Origin of the sequence: Pseudomonas sp. MYb185, from assembly GCF_002979975.1 — a bacterium.
GTDB lineage: Bacteria > Pseudomonadota > Gammaproteobacteria > Pseudomonadales > Pseudomonadaceae > Halopseudomonas.
On record NZ_PCQD01000005.1, the window covers coordinates 385660 to 403887 of the forward strand.

The 18228-nt window shown below is 62.3% G+C and carries 14 protein-coding genes and 1 pseudogene; 10 read left to right on the top strand and 5 right to left on the bottom strand.

Annotated features, from left to right (window positions below):
* The first annotated feature begins 10 nt into the window (after positions 1-10).
* Positions 11-859 (top strand): ABC transporter substrate-binding protein, encoded by an 849-nt coding sequence (locus tag CQ007_RS10590; RefSeq protein ID WP_158256752.1) that lies wholly within the window; start codon positions 11-13, stop codon positions 857-859.
* A gap of 13 nt (positions 860-872) precedes the next feature.
* Here the strand turns inward: CQ007_RS10590 and CQ007_RS10595 are convergent, their stop codons facing one another.
* On the bottom strand, positions 873-1820 hold the full coding sequence (locus CQ007_RS10595; protein WP_105645788.1) for a LysR family transcriptional regulator: 948 nt from the start codon (positions 1818-1820) through the stop codon (positions 873-875).
* 171 nt (positions 1821-1991) lie between these two features.
* Between CQ007_RS10595 and CQ007_RS10600 the strand changes: the two genes are divergently transcribed.
* Positions 1992-3200, top strand: a complete 1209-nt coding sequence (locus CQ007_RS10600) for an acyl-CoA dehydrogenase (protein ID WP_105645829.1) — start codon at positions 1992-1994, stop codon at positions 3198-3200.
* A gap of 146 nt (positions 3201-3346) precedes the next feature.
* Here the strand turns inward: CQ007_RS10600 and infA are convergent, their stop codons facing one another.
* The 3 genes and pseudogenes from infA to aat all read right to left on the bottom strand — a co-directional run.
* Positions 3347-3565 carry a translation initiation factor IF-1 gene (infA, locus tag CQ007_RS10605; protein ID WP_036989719.1) on the bottom strand — a complete coding sequence of 73 codons (219 nt, stop codon included), beginning with the start codon at positions 3563-3565 and terminating at the stop codon, positions 3347-3349.
* Positions 3566-3681: 116 nt separating this feature from the next.
* Positions 3682-4389, bottom strand: a complete 708-nt coding sequence (locus tag CQ007_RS10610) for an arginyltransferase (RefSeq protein ID WP_105645789.1) — start codon at positions 4387-4389, stop codon at positions 3682-3684.
* Between the two features lie 101 nt (positions 4390-4490).
* Positions 4491-5147, bottom strand: a pseudogene (aat, locus tag CQ007_RS10615) (leucyl/phenylalanyl-tRNA--protein transferase); the annotation flags it as partial.
* Positions 5148-5331: 184 nt separating this feature from the next.
* Here aat and CQ007_RS10620 point away from each other — a divergent pair.
* The 7 genes from CQ007_RS10620 to corA all read left to right on the top strand — a co-directional run bounded on the left by CQ007_RS10620 (position 5332) and on the right by corA (position 14082).
* On the top strand, positions 5332-7722 hold the full coding sequence (locus CQ007_RS10620) for a DNA translocase FtsK (RefSeq protein ID WP_371919821.1): 2391 nt from the start codon (positions 5332-5334) through the stop codon (positions 7720-7722).
* A 24-nt stretch (positions 7723-7746) separates the two neighbouring features.
* Positions 7747-8385, top strand: coding sequence for an outer membrane lipoprotein chaperone LolA (lolA, locus tag CQ007_RS10625; protein WP_105645792.1), 639 nt, complete (start codon positions 7747-7749; stop codon positions 8383-8385).
* A 1-nt stretch (position 8386) separates the two neighbouring features.
* The gene (locus tag CQ007_RS10630) at positions 8387-9721 is read left to right on the top strand and encodes a replication-associated recombination protein A (RefSeq protein ID WP_105645793.1); all 1335 of its coding nucleotides are present in this window, start codon (positions 8387-8389) and stop codon (positions 9719-9721) included.
* A complete protein-coding gene (gene crcB / locus CQ007_RS10635; protein ID WP_105645794.1) occupies positions 9718-10089 on the top strand; it encodes a fluoride efflux transporter CrcB in 372 nt (123 codons plus the stop codon). The genes CQ007_RS10630 and crcB overlap by 4 nt, the downstream gene beginning before the upstream one ends.
* Before the next feature lie 38 nt (positions 10090-10127).
* Positions 10128-11411 carry a serine--tRNA ligase gene (gene serS, locus CQ007_RS10640; protein ID WP_105645795.1) on the top strand — a complete coding sequence of 428 codons (1284 nt, stop codon included), beginning with the start codon at positions 10128-10130 and terminating at the stop codon, positions 11409-11411.
* Between the two features lie 196 nt (positions 11412-11607).
* Complete coding sequence (gene cysG / locus CQ007_RS10645) at positions 11608-13002, top strand: siroheme synthase CysG (protein WP_105645796.1); 1395 nt, start codon at positions 11608-11610, stop codon at positions 13000-13002.
* A 15-nt stretch (positions 13003-13017) separates the two neighbouring features.
* Positions 13018-14082, top strand: a complete 1065-nt coding sequence (gene corA / locus CQ007_RS10650; protein ID WP_105645797.1) for a magnesium/cobalt transporter CorA — start codon at positions 13018-13020, stop codon at positions 14080-14082.
* On the opposite strand, the gene CQ007_RS10655 is transcribed toward corA, so the two are convergent.
* On the bottom strand, positions 14039-15703 hold the full coding sequence (locus tag CQ007_RS10655) for a murein L,D-transpeptidase (RefSeq protein ID WP_158256753.1): 1665 nt from the start codon (positions 15701-15703) through the stop codon (positions 14039-14041). The two genes, corA and CQ007_RS10655, sit on opposite strands and share 44 nt — an antisense overlap.
* A gap of 158 nt (positions 15704-15861) precedes the next feature.
* Between CQ007_RS10655 and CQ007_RS10660 the strand changes: the two genes are divergently transcribed.
* Positions 15862-16611 (top strand): murein L,D-transpeptidase catalytic domain family protein, encoded by a 750-nt coding sequence (locus CQ007_RS10660; protein ID WP_105645799.1) that lies wholly within the window; start codon positions 15862-15864, stop codon positions 16609-16611.
* Positions 16612-18228: the final 1617 nt, after the last annotated feature.

The window sequence follows — 18228 nt, forward strand, 5'->3', positions numbered from 1 at the left end:
AGAATGGTTGATGGCGGCACGCAGAGGATTCACAGGCAGGTTGTACCTGGCCGCAGTACTCACGCTGGGGCTGGGGCCGAGCGGCGCGGTGCTGGCTGCCGGCGGCGCATGCGAGCGTATCGTGGTCACCGGCAACTCCCAGTACCCGCCGCTGCTGTGGGTCAACCCCGATGATCCCAAGCGCCTGACCGGGGCCGCGGTGGAGTTGTTGGAAATGGCTCTGGAAGGCAGTGGCATTAATGTCGATGTGCTGCATGTCGGGCCCTGGGCCCGGGCCCAGGAAGAGGTGCGCAGCGGTCGGGTGGATATGCTCGCCGGCGCTTTCCTGACCCCGGCGCGGCTGGCGGAGATGGATTATATCCATCCGCCGTACATGGAGGTGCCCAGCGTCATCTTCGTCAAGCGCGGCAAGGCCTTTCCCTACAGCGGCTGGGATGATCTGCGTGGCAAGCAGGGCAGTTCGCTGGTCAACAACAGCTTCGGCGCAGCCTTCGATACCTATGCTGCCGATCATCTGGATATCAGTACCGTGCCGTCGATCCAGCAATCCTTCGAATTGCTGCTGCGTGATCGGGCCGACTATGTGGTCTACGAGCGGCATCAGGGGCTGGCCCTGGCGGCGCAGTTGAACATTCTCGACCAGTTGGACATTCTCGAAGGCTCGTTGATCAACGAGCCACTGTACTACACCGTCTCCCATAACTCGGCGTGCAACTCGCCCGCCTTGCGCGCGGCATTGACCCTGGGCGTGTATCGCATGGTGCGCCAGGGCGAGCCGCGCAGGTTGCTGGACAAGTATCGGGAGATCTGGGCTGCCCAGTTCGCGCCGATTCCAGAAGAGGAACCGGCACTGGAGTGAGCGTCTGAGCCGGTCAGGCTTCGGACGGCAGTACCGCTTCGCGTTCCTTGGCCATCTTGCGTTCCAACTGCTGTGACAGCTCGATGATCTGCTCGCGCATCCAGCGGTTGGCCGGGTCCTGGTCGGTGCTTTCATGCCAGAACAGGTGGGTCTGGATCGGCGGGATGTCCTCGATCGGCAGCTCGACCCAATGCAGATCGTGGCGTCGGGCGAAGCGCTCATTCACGGTCATTACCATGTCGGTCGACTCCAGCACCAGCGGCGCCATCTGATAATGCTGCGAGCGCAGCACCACACGCCGCTGAATACCCATCTTGCCCAGCGCCAGATCCACGTGGCCGAGGCCGTTGCGCCGGCTGGAGATGTGGATGTGCGATTGTGCCAGGTAGTCATCCAGGGTGATCTTGTCCTTGCCGGCCAGCGGATGCCCCTTGCGCATGATGCACACGTAGCGGTCTTCGAACAGGCGGACGTGGCGTACCTGCGGGTCGGTGTTGAGCGGCGCGTCGATGGCGAAGTCCAGACGCCCGGCGGCCAGTTCCTTGGTGGTCTCGCGGCGGCGGGTGAGGAAACTGTCGATGTTGATGTTTGGCGCCAGGCGTCGGATGCGCGCGGCCAGATGCGGCAGGATCACCGCCTCGGTGAGGTCGGTCATGCTGATGCGGTAGGTCTTGTTGGCTTCGTTGGGATTGAAGCTGCGGCTTTCCTGCACGGACACGCGCAGTAGCTGCAGGGCGTGGCGTACCGGGGTGATGATGTTCTGCGCCATCGGCGTGGGCACCATGCCCTGGGCGGTGCGCACGAACAGCGGATCATTGAAGGTGTCGCGCAGCCTGGCCAGGGCGTTGCTCACCGCTGGCTGGGTAATGCCGACGATCTGCCCGGCACGGGTCAGGTTCGCTTCCGTATAGATAGCGTCAAATACAATGAACAGGTTCAGGTCAACTTTACTGAGGTTCATCGCAGCATCCTTCGTTGGGCTCGTTTATAGGCTCTTATATAAGTGGGACATGTACATATTGCTTATGAATCTTTATACACGCCGAAAATAGATTAGGTAAATTTGTCTGTCTCATCTACCTTTTTTGTACCTCAGATACATATGAACAACAAACCAGAAAAGGTAAATGGCATGGATTTCGGATACTCCCCAAAAGTCAAACAGCTGCGCGAGCAGGTGGATGCCTTCATGCAGGAGCATGTGTTTCCTGCGGAAGCCATCTTCCATCAGCAGGTCAACGAGGGTGATCGCTGGCAGCCCACCGCGATTGTCGAAGAACTGAAGGTCAAGGCACGCGCGGCTGGCCTGTGGAACCTGTTTCTGCCCGAATCGGAACTGGGCGCCGGCTTGACCAACCTGGAATACGCGCCGCTGGCCGAGCTGATGGGCCGCTCGGGCCTGGCTTCCGAGGCGTTCAACTGCAGCGCGCCGGATACCGGCAACATGGAAACCATCGTTCGCTATGGTAGCGAAGAGCACAAGGAAAAATGGCTCAAGCCGCTGCTGGCTGGCGAGATCCGCTCCTGCTTCGGCATGACCGAACCGGGTGTGGCGTCCTCTGATGCCACCAACATGCAAGCCAATGCTCGTCGCGAAGGTGACGAGTGGGTCATCAATGGTCGCAAATGGTGGACCTCCGGTGCCTGCGACCCGCGTTGCAAGATCATGATCTTCATGGGTCTGACCAACCCCGATGCGCCGCGTCACCAGCAACACTCGATGATCCTGGTGCCGATGGATACCCCCGGCGTCAAGGTGATCCGTCCATTACCGGTATTCGGCTATGACGACGCGCCACACGGTCACGCCGAAGTGGTACTGGAGAACGTGCGGGTTCCCTACAGCAACGTGCTGCTGGGTGAGGGCCGGGGCTTCGAGATCGCCCAGGGACGCCTCGGGCCAGGCCGTATTCACCATTGCATGCGCTCCATCGGTGCTGCTGAACGGGCGCTGGAACTGATGTGCAAACGCTCGACCAGCCGCACGGCATTCGGCAAGCCGTTGGCCCAGCTGGGTGGCAATATCGATCTGATTGCCGAGTCGCGCATCGAGATCAACCAGGCCCGCCTGCTGACGCTGAACGCGGCCTACATGATGGATACCGTCGGTAACAAGGTGGCCAAGAGCGAAATTGCCCAGATCAAGGTGGTGGCACCGAACGTCGCCCTGCGGGTGATCGACCGGGCGATCCAGATGCACGGTGGTGCTGGTGTGTCTGAGGACTTCCCGCTGGCGCACATGTATGCCATGCAGCGTACCCTGCGCCTGGCCGATGGTCCGGATGAAGTGCACCGTGCCGCGATCGGCAAGATGGAAGTGGGTAAATACATGTCGCGCTGAGCAGGCGGCAGGCAACGCAGCCGTGCGCAAGCCATCGTGCTTGCGCACGGCTTTTTGCATTCAGGGGATAAGAGGCTCTGGGAAGAGCCGGCGCCCCGGAGGAGCCAGATGGAAAGGTCGGGGCGTTGCGGATGCGCGTCCGGGAATCAGCGGGCGCGGTAGGTGATGCGACCCTTGGTCAGGTCGTAAGGCGTCAGCTCAACGCGCACTTTGTCACCGGTCAGAATGCGGATGTAGTTCTTGCGCATCTTGCCTGAAATGTGGGCAGTCACCACGTGGCCGTTCTCCAGTTCGACGCGGAACATGGTGTTCGGCAGGGTATCAACGATGGTACCTTCCATTTCAATACTGTCTTCTTTCGCCATTAAGCAAAGGCCTCTCAAATTCTGTTGCCAAGGCGGGCCGTCAGGATGAAGCCCGCAAAAAAGGTGAGCAATTGTGCCTCAAATGCAGCCAACAGCCAAGTTTTGACGGGGATTTTTCAAGTGACGCGAATCCAGCGCTGGTTCACCAGCATTTCCAATGGCCGATATTCGGTCTTGTAGCTCATCTTGCGGCAGTTTCTGATCCAGTAGCCGAGGTAGATTGCCGGCAGGCTTGCCCGGCGGGCCTCCTCTATCTGCCAGAGGATCGCATAGCGTCCGAGGCTGCGTCGGGACTCATCCGGATCGAAGAAGGTATACACCGCTGACAGGCCATTGCCCATGCGGTCGGTCACTGCCACCGCCAGCAGACGACCATCGAGACGAAACTCGTTGAATTCGCAAAAAGCATCGTCGCTGACCAGGAACGAGCGGAACTGTTCCTGGCTCGGCGGGTACATGTCGCCATCGGCATGGCGCGCCCTGATGTAACGGGCATACAGCTGATAGATCTCGTCAGTGATGACCGGGCGTATGGTCTCCACCTGCAGATCCCGGTTGCGCTTGTAAATGCGCTGCTGCTGGCTGTTCGGCACGAAGTCCGCCACTGGAATGCGCGCCGGGATGCAGGCCTTGCACTGGCCGCAGTGGGGGCGATAGAGATGTTCGCCGCTGCGGCGAAAGCCCAGTTCGGACAACCGGCTGTAGGTGGAATCATCTATGCGCTGGTGCGGGTCGAGAAACAGGGTGACCGCCTGCTCATCCGGCAGGTAGCTGCATTGGTGCGGCTGCGTGGCATAGAACTTGAGATGCGCCAGATCAGTCATATCGATCGCTCTGGAGTAGGTTCGTCAAGTATAGAAGCTGCAGCCACGGCTTCAATCCCGGCGTCTCCCGGCGGTCGACTCCAGCAGTCCCGTACCCGGATGTCGCACAGTTGTTGCAGTACAGCTACGAAGGCCGCCCGGGGGATCTCGTTGGCGCCTAGGCTTTGCAGGTGCTCGGTGGGCATCTGGCAATCGATCAGTTCGCAGCCGCCGGCCTGCAGGTGACGGGCCAGGGCGAGGAAGGCGGTCTTCGATGCGTTGCTGCGGCGGCTGAACATGGACTCGCCGAAGAATGCCTTGCCCAGCGCCACGCCATACAGGCCGCCAACCAGTTCGCCCTCGTCCCAGATTTCGACCGAATGGGCCATGCCGCGCCGATGCAGCTCCAGGTAGGCCTGCTGCATCTCCTCGGTGATCCAGGTGGCGTCGGTATAATCGCGCGGCTCGGCGCAGGCGCGGATCACCGCGGCAAAATCCCGGTCGAAGGTGATGCGCAAAGGCGTCTTGCGCAGGAACTTGCGCATGCTGCGCGAGATATGCACCGCGTCGGGAGCTACGACAGTACGCGGGTCAGGCGACCACCAGAGCAGCGGCTGACCCTGTTCGTACCAGGGGAAGATACCCCGGCGGTAGGCTGCCAGCAGCCGGTCGGGGCGGAGGTCGCCGCCCACCGCCAGCAATCCGTTCGGGCTGGCCAGTGCTTCATGGGAAGGAGGGAAGTCCAGGCTGTCTGGATCCAGCCACCTCAATTCGGTCATTCCAAATCCTGTGCAGTTCGCATTTCGAGCTTGAACGGTTTATCAAGAAGCATCGTTAAGTTATTGTCGCAGATCAAGATAGTTCCCGCTGTCCGCGGAACGCAACCCATCTTTTCAGGTCAATCCATACGATGTTCACAGAACCTGTACAATACGTGGCTGAGTCACGATGGAAACCAGAGCGTTGAAGGATACCCGATCCCACAAAGGCCAGCACTTTGCCTGGCGAGAACAACTCAGCCTGCGCCTGCGCGAAGGAGCGCTGCTGGGGATGATTGCGCTGTGCCTGTACCTGTGCATGGCGCTGTTCACCTATAACGTCGGCGATCCCGGCTGGACCCGTAGCAGCGGGGAGGTGGCGGTGCAGAACGCCGGCGGCCGCATGGGCGCCTGGATCGCCGATGTGCTGTTGCTGGTGCTGGGGTACCTGGCCTATCTGTTCCCGCTGATTGTCGCGGTCAAGGTCTGGCAGATGTTTCGCCGGCGGCATCTGCCGTTCGTCTGGAATGGTTGGCTGTTCTCCTGGCGGTTGATCGGCTTCGTTCTCACGCTGCTGGCCGGTACTGCGCTGGCGGCGCTGCACGGCACAGCGCATGCGAGCTTTCCCGAAGGCGCCGGTGCTGGCGGGGTGCTTGGCCAGTTGCTGCGCGACATGGCCTACCCGGTATTGAACATGCAGGGCAGTACCCTGGTGTTCCTGACGCTGTTCCTGTTCGGGCTGACGGTATTCACCAACCTGTCCTGGTTCAAGGTGATGGACCTGACCGGACGGCTGACCCTGGATCTGCTCGACCTGCTCAAGCGCGGCTGGGCGGGCTGGCGTGCACGGCGCGCAGCGCAACTGCCGGCGCAGAGCCATCAGGCGCCCGCGGCGCGGCGTGAACCGGTGGTTTCCAGTGAGGAGAAACGCCAGCTCGAGGCAGCCCGTGCGCAGCGCCATGAAGCACTGGCCCAGCATGTCGCCGCCCAGGAAAAACGCCAGCCTCCGAAGATCGAACCACTGGATACCAAGCCGGTACCGGCCAGCGTGCGGACCCAGAAGGAGCGACAGACGCCGCTGAGCTTCGAGCCGGTGGTACCAGGCTCGCTGCCACCGATCGCGTTGCTCGATCCGCCGAGCAAGATCAGCAAGGGCTTTTCCCCCGAGTCGCTGGAGGGCATGTCGCGCCTGCTGGAGCTCAAGCTCAAGGACTTCGGTGTCGAGGCCGAGGTCGAGAAGGTCCAGCCTGGACCGGTGATCACCCGTTTCGAGATCCAGCCGGCCCCTGGCGTCAAGGTCAGCAAGATTTCCAACCTGGCCAAGGACCTGGCGCGTTCGCTGGCGGTGATCAGCGTGCGGGTGGTGGAGGTGATTCCCGGCAAGACCACCATCGGTATCGAGATTCCCAACGAGGACCGGGAGATCGTCCGCCTGTCCGAAGTGCTGCAGACCCGTGAGTTCGACGAGGCGCAGTCAGCCGTGCCATTGGCCCTGGGGCATGATATCGGTGGCAAGCCGGTACTGGCCGATCTGGCCAAGATGCCGCACCTGCTGGTCGCCGGTACCACCGGCTCCGGCAAATCGGTAGGGGTCAACGCGATGCTGCTGAGCATCCTGTTCAAATCGCACCCCGAGGATGTGCGACTGATCATGATCGACCCGAAGATGCTCGAACTGTCGATCTACGAAGGCATTCCGCACCTGCTGTGCCCGGTGGTTACCGACATGAAGGAAGCCGCCAATGCGCTGCGCTGGTGCGTGGCCGAGATGGAGCGCCGCTACAAACTGATGGCGGCCATGGGGGTGCGTAACCTGGCGGGCTTCAACCGCAAGGTCAAGGATGCGCAGAAGGCCGGCGAGCCACTGACCGATCCACTGTTCCGCCGTGAGAGCATGGATGACATCCCGCCGGAGCTGGAGACCCTGCCGGTGATCGTGGTGGTGATCGACGAATTCGCCGACATGATGATGATCGTCGGCAAGAAGGTCGAGGAGCTGATTGCCCGTATCGCGCAGAAGGCGCGGGCGGCGGGTATTCACCTGATCCTGGCGACCCAGCGTCCGTCGGTGGACGTGATCACCGGCCTGATCAAGGCCAACATTCCCACGCGGATCGCCTTCCAGGTATCCAGCCGCATCGACTCGCGGACGATTCTCGACCAGGGCGGCGCCGAACAACTGCTCGGGCATGGTGACATGCTGTACATGCCGCCGGGCACCAGCCTGCCGGTACGGGTGCATGGTGCCTTCGTCTCCGACGATGAGGTGCACCGGTTGGTGGACGAATGGAAGCTGCGCGGTGAACCGGATTATATCCAGGACATCCTCGACGGTGCCGACGACGGCGGCTCCGGCAGCTTCGATGGCGGTGGCATGGGTGGGGAGGGTGAAGAGGATGACCCGCTGTACGACGAGGCGGTGCGCTTCGTCACCGAGACCCGGCGGGCATCCATCTCCTCGGTGCAGCGCAAGCTCAAGGTTGGTTACAATCGCGCTGCGCGCATGATTGAATCGATGGAAATGGCCGGTGTCGTAACACCAGCAAACACCAATGGCTCGCGCGAGGTGATCGCGCCGCCTCCCGTACGCGATTAGTTTCAGCGGAGCAACCAAGCCAAGATGATCAGCACCTTACTGCGTTCCAGCATTACCGCCCTGTGTCTGGTGGCCCTGCCCCTGGTGGCCAGTGCAGACGACCAGGCCCGCGCCGCCGAACGGCTCAATGATCTGCTGTCCAGAGCGCAGACCATGAGTGGCGGCTTCTCCCAGATGACCCTCAGCTCGAATGGCGCCAACCTGCAGGAAACCACCGGCACCCTGGCGCTCAAGCGTCCCGGCATGTTCCGCTGGCATACCGATCCGCCGCTGGAGCAGCTGCTGGTATCGGATGGCGAGCAGATCTGGCTGTACGATCCGGACCTGGAGCAGGTCACCATCCAGAAGATGGACAAGCGCCTGACCCATACGCCGGCGCTGCTGCTGTCCGGTGATGTCAGCCAGTTGCAGGAAAACTTCGATATCGAGTGGAGCGAGGGCGGCAGTGTGGTGGACTTCACCCTGACCCCGAAGGAAGCCGACTCGATGTTCGACCACCTGCGGGTCTCCTTCAGTGATGGCGTGATCAATGACATGCAGATGAGCGACCCGGTCGGCCAGCGCACCAATATCCTGTTCCGCAACATGCAGCTGAACCCGCCGCTGGATGACGCCCAGTTCACCTTCGACATCCCCGATGGAGTCGATGTCATCAGTGAGTGACATGGACCTGTTCGCAGCCAAGGCGCCGCACCAGCCACTGGCGGCGCGGATGCGTCCGGCCAGCCTGGACGAGTATGCCGGCCAGCAGCATCTGCTGGGCCCGGGGCGACCGCTGCGGGTGGCATTGGAGCAGGGCGCCCTGCATTCGATGATCTTCTGGGGCCCGCCAGGGGTAGGCAAGACCACCCTGGCCAAGCTGCTGGCGACCCTGGCCGATGCCCACTTCGTGACCATTTCCGCGGTGCTGGCCGGGGTCAAGGAGATTCGCCAGGCGGTGGAGCAGGCCCGCCAGCATGCCGCGCAGAATGGCCGACAGACCATCCTATTCGTCGATGAGGTGCACCGCTTCAACAAGGCCCAGCAGGATGCCTTCCTGCCCTTCGTCGAGGACGGCACGTTGCTGTTCATCGGTGCGACCACCGAGAATCCGTCCTTCGAATTGAACAACGCGCTGCTGTCCCGCGCCCGGGTCTACGTGCTCAAGTCGCTGGATGAACCGGCGCTGGATGCGCTGCTGGACCGGGCGCTGACGGATGTCGAGCGGGGCCTGGGGCAGCACCGGCTGGGTATCAGCCCCGAGGCTCGAAGCATCCTGATTGGCGCTGCCGACGGTGACGCCCGTCGCCTGCTCAATCTGCTGGAAATCGCCGCCGATCTGATGGCCGATGGCGGAACCATCGACATCGAGCTGGTCGGTGACCTGTTGAATGACAATCGCCGGCGTTTCGACAAGGGCGGGGAAGCCTTCTACGATCAGATATCCGCGCTGCACAAGTCCGTGCGTGGCTCCAACCCCGATGCCTCCCTGTACTGGTATGCGCGGATGATCGACGGTGGCTGCGACCCCCTGTATATCGCCCGTCGCGTGGTGCGCATGGCCAGCGAGGATATCGGCAATGCCGACCCCCGCGCCCTGACCCTGTGCCTGAACGCCTGGGACGTGCAGGAACGCCTCGGTAGCCCGGAAGGGGAGCTGGCGGTAGCCCAGGCGATCGTCTACCTGGCCTGTGCGCCGAAGAGCAATGCGGTGTACAAGGGCTACAAGATGGCGCTGCAGGATGTCGCCGGCCAGCCGTCGCTGGAGCCGCCGCTGCACCTGCGCAATGCGCCGACCAAGCTGATGAAGGAGCTGGGCTACAGCGAGGGTTATCGCTATGCCCACGATGAACCCGAAGCCTATGCCGCCGGTGAGGACTATTTTCCCGAGGAACTGGAGCCGCGTCGCTACTACCAACCGGTCAACCGCGGGTTGGAGCTGAAGATCGGCCAGAAGCTGGACCACCTGCGCAAGCTGGATGCCGCCAGCCCGGCCAGGCGCCGCCAGGAGAAGCCGTGATCTGGAGCATACTGGCAATTGCCCTGGGCGGTGCCGTCGGGGCCTTGTCACGCTATGGCATGACCTACGGCGTGGGCCTGCTATGGCCGACGGCCTTTCCCCTGGCGACCTTCCTCATCAATCTGCTCGGATGCCTGGCGATAGGTATACTATACGGCGTGTGGCTGAACCGCCCGGAGCTATCGCCGGTACTGCAACAGGGACTGACTGTCGGTTTCCTGGGTGCCTTCACCACGTTTTCCACTTTCTCCCTGGATGCCTGGCGTCTGATGGAGAATGACCAGGGCCTGATGGCCCTTGGATATATCCTGCTCAGTGTGTGCCTCGGTCTGATCGCCACCTGGGCCGGCCTGATGCTGACCCGCTAGTCGCCAGGCTGTAACCCGCAACCAAAAGATGATGCCCCATGCTTGATCCAAAACTGGTCCGTAGCCAACCCCAATTGATTGCCGAACGCCTTGCCACCCGTGGTTTCGAGCTGGATGTGAGTCAGCTCGAATCGCTGGAAGCCCGCCGCAAATCCGTGCAGACCCGCACCGAAACCCTGCAGGCCGAGCGCAACAGTCGTTCCAAATCCATTGGCCAGGCCAAGGCGCGTGGCGAGGATATCCAGCCGCTGCTGGCAGATGTCGACCGCATGGGCGAGGAGCTGAGCGCAGCCAAGCAGGAGCTGGAGGCCATCCAGGCGGAGCTCGATGCCATCCTGTTGGCGATTCCCAACCTGCCGGACGACAGCGTGCCGGTGGGCGGGGGAGAAGAGGAGAACGTCGAAGTGCGCCAGTGGGGTACGCCCCGGGCCTTTGATTTCGAGGTCCGCGACCATGTCGCCATCGGTGAGCTGCACGGCTATCTGGATTTTGAAACCGCGGCCAAGCTGTCGGGCGCGCGCTTTGCGCTGATGCGCGGGCCGATTGCCCGCCTGCACCGGGCCCTAGCCCAGTTCATGCTCGACCTGCACGTCAATGAGCATGGTTATGAAGAGGTCTACACCCCTTACCTGGTCCAGGCCGAGGCGCTGCAGGGTACTGGCCAGTTGCCCAAGTTCGAGGAGGATCTGTTCAAGATCACCGGTGGAGAGGACCAGCGCGACCTGTACCTGATTCCGACATCCGAGGTGTCGCTGACCAATATCGTCAGCCAGAGCATCCTGGATGCCGACAGCCTGCCGCTGAAGATGACCGCCCACACCCCGTGCTTCCGCAGCGAAGCCGGCTCGGCTGGTCGCGACACCCGCGGCATGATCCGCCAGCATCAGTTCGACAAGGTCGAAATGGTGCACATTGTTCGGGCAGATGACTCCATGCGTGCACTGGAAGAGCTCACCGGCCACGCCGAAGATGTGCTGCAACGGCTCGGCCTGCCGTATCGTGCCATGGCATTGTGCACCGGCGACATGGGCTTTGCCGCGGTCAAGACCTACGACCTGGAAGTCTGGATCCCCAGCCAGAACAAGTATCGCGAGATATCTTCCTGCTCCAGCTGTGGCGACTTCCAGGCCCGGCGGATGCAGGCACGCTGGCGTAATCCGGAAACCGGCAAGCCGGAGTTGGTACATACCTTGAATGGTTCAGGCCTGGCCGTTGGCCGGACCCTGGTCGCGGTGCTGGAGAATTACCAGCAGGCCGATGGCAGCGTGATCGTTCCGCAGGTACTGCGCAGTTATATGGGCGGGCTGGAACGTATCGGTTAAGTGTTCTCGTCGCAACGGGGGCAGTGTTCTCGTCAGGCATTCCCCTGCATCCGTCATTGCGAGGAGCGCAGCGACGTGGCAATCCATGCACTCCGCATTGTCGGTCGGCACTGGATGGCCAGCCCGTGGATTGCCACGCCCTTTGGGCTCGCAATGACGATGTTTAAAGCTGGCAGCTCATTTCGGAGAAATATATATGGATTTTCTGCCCCTGTTTCATCATCTGGATGGTCGATTGGTATTGCTGGTCGGCGGTGGTGATGTCGCCTTGCGCAAGGCGCGTCTGCTCAGGGAGGCGGGAGCTGCGCTGCGGGTGGTGGCTCCGGAAATCGAGCCGGCCCTGCGCGATCTGAGCGAACAGGGCAATGGCGAGTGCCATCTGCGGGGCTACCGGCCTGATGACCTGGACGGAGTGGTTCTAGCCATCGCCGCCACCGATGACCAGAACATCAATGCCCAGGTTTCCGCAGAGGCCCAGGCTCGGCATCTGCCGGTCAACGCGGTCGACGCCCCTGAACTGTGTACGGTGATCTTCCCGGCGATCGTTGATCGGTCTCCATTGGTCATCGCCATCTCCAGCGGTGGTCATGCTCCGGTGCTGGCCCGCCTGACCCGGGCGCGGATCGAGACGTTGTTTCCACATTCCTGGGGCCGGCTGGCTCAACTGGCCCAGCGCTTCCGCAGCAAGGTCAAGGCTGCTTTCCCCACCATCAATCAGCGTCGGGTGTTCTGGGAAGATGCCTTCCAGGGCGATATCGCCGAACGGGTATTCGCTGGCCGTGAGGCCGAGGCCGAGCAACTGCTGGTCGAGCGCCTGAGCAGCCAGCAGGGCCAGCGTTACCAGGGTGAGGTCTATCTGGTAGGCGCAGGGCCGGGTGACCCGGACCTGCTGACCTTCCGCGCCCTGCGGCTGATGCAGCAGGCCGACGTGGTACTGCATGACCGCCTGGTGCCGGATGCGATCATCGACCTGTGCCGCCGCGATGCCGATCGCATCTATGTCGGCAAGGCGCGGGCCAACCATGCCGTGCCGCAGGAACAGATCAACCAACTGCTGGTGCGGCTGGCCCATGAAGGCAAGCGGGTGCTACGGCTCAAAGGCGGTGATCCGTTCATCTTCGGACGCGGCGGGGAAGAGATCGAGGAGCTGGCCGCCAACGGCATCCCGTTCCAGGTGGTGCCGGGCATCACCGCGGCCAATGGTTGTTCCGCCTATGCCGGTATTCCGCTTACCCATCGTGACCATGCGCACTCGGTACGTTTCGTCACCGGCCACCTGAAGGACGGCACCACCAATCTGCCCTGGCAGGAACTGGTCGTGCCGGGGCAGACCGTGGTGTTCTACATGGGGCTGGTCGGGCTGCCGGAAATCTGCCGCCGGCTGATCGAGTTCGGCCGCGATCCAGCCACCCCCATCGCCTTGATCCAGCAGGGCACCACCGCCCGGCAGCGGGTGCTGACCGGCACCCTGGCGAGCATGCCAGCGCTGGTCGAGCAGACCGAGATCAAGCCGCCGACCCTGCTGATTGTCGGTGAGGTGGTGAGCCTGCGTGACAAACTGAAATGGTTCGAAACGCAGGACCAGGACTGACCCCGAGGAGGCGGTATGGCGCGCAAGCTGGTGGTCAAACGCGGCGGCAAGGTGGGAGCGCCGCCCGGCACGCTGGTGCATATTGGCAAGCACAGGCCGGCCAGCGCGGTTCTGCGGCTGATCGGCTATGGCCCCGATGATCTGCGGGAAGCCGCCATCGAGGATCTGGCCCAATGGCAGCCAGGGGCCGGGGAGGGACGCATCACCTGGCTGAACGTGGATGGCGTCGCCGACACCGCGGTGGTGGAAAGCCTGGGTGCGAGCTTCGGGCTGCATCCACTGGTGATGGAAGATATCCTCAATACCGACCAGCGTCCCAAGGTGGAAGATTACCAGGGCTACCTCTATATCGTGCTGCGCATGCTGCAATTCGACCAGGACCGGCAGCAGATCCACTCCGAGCAGCTCAGCCTGGTACTTGGTGCGGATTTCGTACTGTCGTTCCAGGAACGGCCAGGCGATGTGTTCGACGGGGTCCGGGAGCGCCTGCGGGCGGGACGGCGCATCCGCTTCATGCGCAGCGACTATCTGGCCTACGCGCTGCTGGATGCGGTGGTGGACCACTATTTCGAGATGCTGGAGCTTCTTGGGGAACAGGTCGAGGAGCTGGAGGACCAACTGATCAGTGCGCCGGGGCCGGATACCCTGGCGCGGATCCATCATTACAAGCGCGAGATGCTGCTGTTGCGCAAGTCCATCTGGCCGCTGCGTGAAGTGCTCAGTCGACTGACGCGGGATGAAAGCCCGCTGATCTCCGATGAGACCCGGCTGTACCTGCGTGACGTGCACGATCATGCCATTCATGTGATGGACAGTATCGATACCATCCGCGAGCTGCTGGTCAGCATGCTTGACCTGTACCTGTCCAGCGTCAGCAAGCGCATGAACGAGATCATGAAGGTGCTGACCATCTTTGCCACGCTGTTCATGCCGCTGACCTTCATCGTCGGCGTGTATGGCATGAACTTCGATGTCATGCCCGAGCTGCACTGGCGATGGGGCTATCCCACGGTGATGGGCGTGATGCTGCTGATCGTCATCGCTCTGCTGGCGTTCTTCCGGCGTCGTCGCTGGATCTGACGGCCCTGGTGAAGACCTCGGTCAGTTTCCCATCCAGGGCGTAGGGGTCTGGCGTGAACCACAGCTGTCCGTCCGCGCTGGCCTGGGCGGTCCAGTAGGTCAGCAGTACCTGCGGGCCGTTTTCAACCCGAACCTCCCTGGTTCTGCCACTGGCCAGTTGCTCTTCGATCTGTTCGCGCTGCTGTGCATCCAGGCTGTGAAACAGGTAGTCGGCGAGCTCCGTTGCCTGCTCCACCCGCACGCAGCCGGAGCTGACATTGCGTATCGCACGGGCGAACAATGACTGGCTGGGCGTATCGTGCAGGAATACCGAAAACGGGTTGTCGAAGCGGAACACCATCTGGCCCAGGGGGTTGTCCGGGCCCGGGGGCTGACGCAGCATCACCCCGCGGGGGTTGGTCCAATCGATGTCCATCGGATTCAACCGGTTGCCCTGGGCATCCAGTACCTGCAGATCGCGCTCCGCGAAATAAGCCGGATTGGCACGGATCTGTGGCAGCTTGTCCTCGCGCATGATGGTCGGCGGTATCGTCCAGCTGGGATTCAGGGTGACCCGGTTGATCCGCGAATCCAGCAATGGTGTAGCTCGACCCGGGCTGCCCGACTGCACCCTGGATTGCCAGCGGATCTCGTTGCCCTGGTAGAGGATGGCATTGCTGCCGGCGGAATTGACCAGCAAGACGTGGTGATGGCGCCTGGCGTCCAGCCAGCGCAGGCGTTCCAGGTTGATCTGCACCTGACGGACCCGGTCAGCGGGACTGATGTTCAATGCGGCGACGGTCTGCTGGCCGACAATGGCGTCGGGTTGCAGGCCATGGGCTTGCTGAAACGCACGCACCGCCTGTTGCAGCGGAACATCATAGCTCAGTGGCTGCCCCCGTACCGGTTCGGGGGAGGGCAGTACCGGTTCGGTCAGCGGGCCGGCACTGGCTCCCGGCGCCAGGTAGCCGCCGAACATCAGCCGCTGGGCAAGTTGTGCCAGCCGCGGGTCGTTGCTTCCGGGTTTGATCGCCGGGCCGTCGGGGAAAGTAACCAGCTCCGGTGCGTGGTGATCCATTTGCTGATAGGCCTGGCGCAGCTGGTGGTACAGCGGCAGGCTCGGGCGGGCGCTGTCGAAGGCCTGTTGCATGTCCTGCAGGCCGATAATGCCCAGCCTGGCCACCTCCACGCGCGCCGGTGGCAGCAGCGAGGTGGAGGTCCACACCGGCTCATGGCGCTGTTGGTCGAGCCGACCGCGGCTCAGGTGCTCAAGTGCCCGCAGGTAGTCCCCGCTTTGGCGCAGTTCCCGGCACAGGGCGTCTTCCCCCCGGGCGCGTTCGGCAACATATTGCTGCGGGTTCAGTCCATCATGCGCCATTTCCAGCAATTGCTCGCGCAGGTCGCGCGTGCGCTTCCTGTCCTGCCAGATCGGAATATAGCCGTTGGCCTGATACAGCCAGCCCAGGGCCTCGGCGATGGGCTGGCTGCGCAACTCCGGCAGGGACTGGCACCGCTCTGTCGGGTCATCGACCAGCACCTGCTGGATGGGCGTCAAAGGCACATTGACGGTGAATTCAGCCTTGGCGGGCAGGGCAGCCCAGCAAAGGCAACTGACGAATAGCACTGTACATTTTTTGAGCAACAGGTAATCTCCCAACCACAATTTGGGGGCGCACCGTTCCATTCGGCCTTTCATGCAGTATAGGCAAAGCCACGCATGATTCTTCACCGGGCCGGATTGCGACCTGTTTTTCTACTTTTTTCTTGTTGGCTCGTTCCTTTTGGGCCAAGGGGCAACCGATGTTGAATCGTCTACGCCGTATTGGCGTATTGACTACTGTCTGTCTTGCGTTCGTGGCCGGTCCTGCCGGCGCTATTGAAACCGCCATCACTCATCCACCTGCTCAACCGTACTCACAGCCGCAGCCACAGTTGGCCAGCACGCTGGCAGCCCAGGCTCCCGACCTGAATCCACAGGTATTGCAGACTGCCGTGTCGGCGATGCAATGCGCCCTCAACAGTGGTGCCGAGCCGGCCAGCCGGCTGGCGGTGATCGACTTCTCGCTACCCTCCACCGAACAGCGCCTATGGATCTTCGATCTGCACAGCCAGAGCCTGGTGCTGCAGGATCTGGTAGCGCACGGTCAGGGCTCCGGTGACAACTTCGCCCGGCAGTTCTCCAATGTAGAGGGCAGTCACCAATCGAGCATTGGCCTGTTCCGCACCCAGGAAAGCTACATGGGCAAGCATGGCTATTCGCTGCGGATGGATGGCCTGGAGCCGGGCATCAACGATCTGGCGCGCCAACGGGCGATCGTCATACACCCTGCCGATTATGTCGATCCCAGCTGGATAGAGCGCCATGGCCGCATCGGTCGCAGCCACGGCTGTCCAGCGGTGCGACCGGAAGTCGCCAGCATGGTCGTTGATAGTCTCAAGGGCGGCCAATTCATGTTTTCCTACTACCCGGATGATCACTGGCTGGCCACCTCGTCCTTCATCAACTGCCCGTCCGAGGACGGCGGCAACATGGTCGCATCGACCCACTGACTGCCCCGCTGAGCCGGTAACTGGATAGTGGCCAGTTGCCGGCTGTCATCATAGTGCAACCCATTTTTCATAACCTGCATCACACCTTCGGTTCTCAGTGTGTTGCCTAAGGGCCTGTTCCTGTTTCATTACCAGCCGCGCCGGCGCCTGTTTTTGCGCGATGCAAGGCACGAGGAGAGAAATTTGGCCATTCCAAATGAACGACGAGTAACGCAGCATCGCGCAAAAACAGGCCCGGCCCTGCGGGTTGCGCGTCAAATCTCGCCATGCGTCGTTGTGGGACTTGGCAAGGGAATGACCATTACCTGCGTCCCACGCCTAGCCTGGCGAGATTTGACGCTGCAACGCGGCTGGTAATGAAACAGGAACAGGCCCTAGATGAAGATATCCACCCGCTTGATGCTAGGCTCGTCGCTGCTGACGATCCTGGCGGTCGTCGTTTCTTCCGGAATTACCGGCTGGCTGGCCCTGGACCGCAGTACCGATGCGGTCGGTCGCAGCGTCGAGCAGCAGTTCATGGCGGTAGCGGCTGGCCGCCAGGGCAGTGTCAGCAGTCTGCTGCAGAGCCATCATGACCTGTTGCTGTCGCTGGCCAACAACCGCATGACCCAGGAAGCCATCTACGGCTTCGTGCGCCCCTTCGTCTCCTACCGCTACGAAGTAACCCCGCCCAAGCTGGATGCCTTGCGGTCGGCCATGGCCGAGTGGTATCAGCAACACTATCGACCGCTGTACGAACAACGCACCCGCGGCGAGACGCCACCGGTCGCCGAGTGGTTGTCGGCAATCCGCCTGGAAGGGTTGCTGTTGCAACAGGCCTACATGGCGAACAACCCCAACCCCGTCGAGCAACTGGGTGCAATGATCGATCCGCAGGACGCGACCATCTACGGCCAGCAGCACCTGCGCTATCAGGAAAGTTTCGCCGAGGTGACCCAGCGCTACGGTTATCACGACCTGATGCTGGTGGATGCCGCCAGCCATGAGGTGATCTACAGCGTCAACAAGGGGCCGGTCTTCGCCACCTCGCTGAAGGATGGTCCTTTCGCCCAGTCGGCGCTGGGTGAGCTGCTGGCCCGGATGGCCGCCGCCCCTCAGGCCGGGCAGTTCAGCGTATCGCGCTTTTCGCTGTTCGCCGGTCACTTCGACGAGCAGGTAGTGTTCTTCGGCGTGCCGGTGTATCACCCGGTATACAGCCCGGATACACCGTTGGGCTATCTGGTGGCGCAGTTGCCCGCCGAGCGTTTCACCGCGCTGATGAGCGCGGGTGGCAACTGGCAGGAGATCGGCCTGGGTGCCAGCGGCGATGCCTATCTGGTGGCGCCCGATGGCCGCCTGGTCACCGAACCGCGATCGGTGCTGACCGAGCCGGAGCAGGCCTTGCAGCGCCTGGATGTCCGCGCCCAGCCAGCGGCGAGGCTGGCGGCCATGCAGCGCCATCAGGCCGTCAGTGGGCGCTATGTCTTCGATAGCCCGGTGGTGCACGATGCCGCGGCTGGCAAATCCGGTCTGGGGCAGAAGCCCAATCCGTTCGGTGAAGCGGTACTGATGAGCTGGCAGCCACTGCAGGTCGGTGATGCCACCTTTGCGCTGATCACCGAGCAATCGCTGGAGGAA

Excerpts from the sequence above, each read along its gene's own strand:
- CQ007_RS10590 (WP_158256752.1), top strand. The coding sequence starts at position 11 with ATGGCGGCACGCAGAGGATTCACAGGCAGGTTGTACCTGGCCGCAGTA.
- CQ007_RS10595 (WP_105645788.1), bottom strand. The coding sequence starts at position 1,820 with ATGAACCTCAGTAAAGTTGACCTGAACCTGTTCATTGTATTTGACGCT.
- CQ007_RS10600 (WP_105645829.1), top strand. The coding sequence starts at position 1,992 with ATGGATTTCGGATACTCCCCAAAAGTCAAACAGCTGCGCGAGCAGGTG.
- infA (WP_036989719.1), bottom strand. The coding sequence starts at position 3,565 with ATGGCGAAAGAAGACAGTATTGAAATGGAAGGTACCATCGTTGATACC.
- CQ007_RS10610 (WP_105645789.1), bottom strand. The coding sequence starts at position 4,389 with ATGACTGATCTGGCGCATCTCAAGTTCTATGCCACGCAGCCGCACCAA.
- lolA (WP_105645792.1), top strand. The coding sequence starts at position 7,747 with ATGATCAGCACCTTACTGCGTTCCAGCATTACCGCCCTGTGTCTGGTG.
- CQ007_RS10630 (WP_105645793.1), top strand. The coding sequence starts at position 8,387 with ATGGACCTGTTCGCAGCCAAGGCGCCGCACCAGCCACTGGCGGCGCGG.
- serS (WP_105645795.1), top strand. The coding sequence starts at position 10,128 with ATGCTTGATCCAAAACTGGTCCGTAGCCAACCCCAATTGATTGCCGAA.
- cysG (WP_105645796.1), top strand. The coding sequence starts at position 11,608 with ATGGATTTTCTGCCCCTGTTTCATCATCTGGATGGTCGATTGGTATTG.
- corA (WP_105645797.1), top strand. The coding sequence starts at position 13,018 with ATGGCGCGCAAGCTGGTGGTCAAACGCGGCGGCAAGGTGGGAGCGCCG.
- CQ007_RS10660 (WP_105645799.1), top strand. The coding sequence starts at position 15,862 with ATGTTGAATCGTCTACGCCGTATTGGCGTATTGACTACTGTCTGTCTT.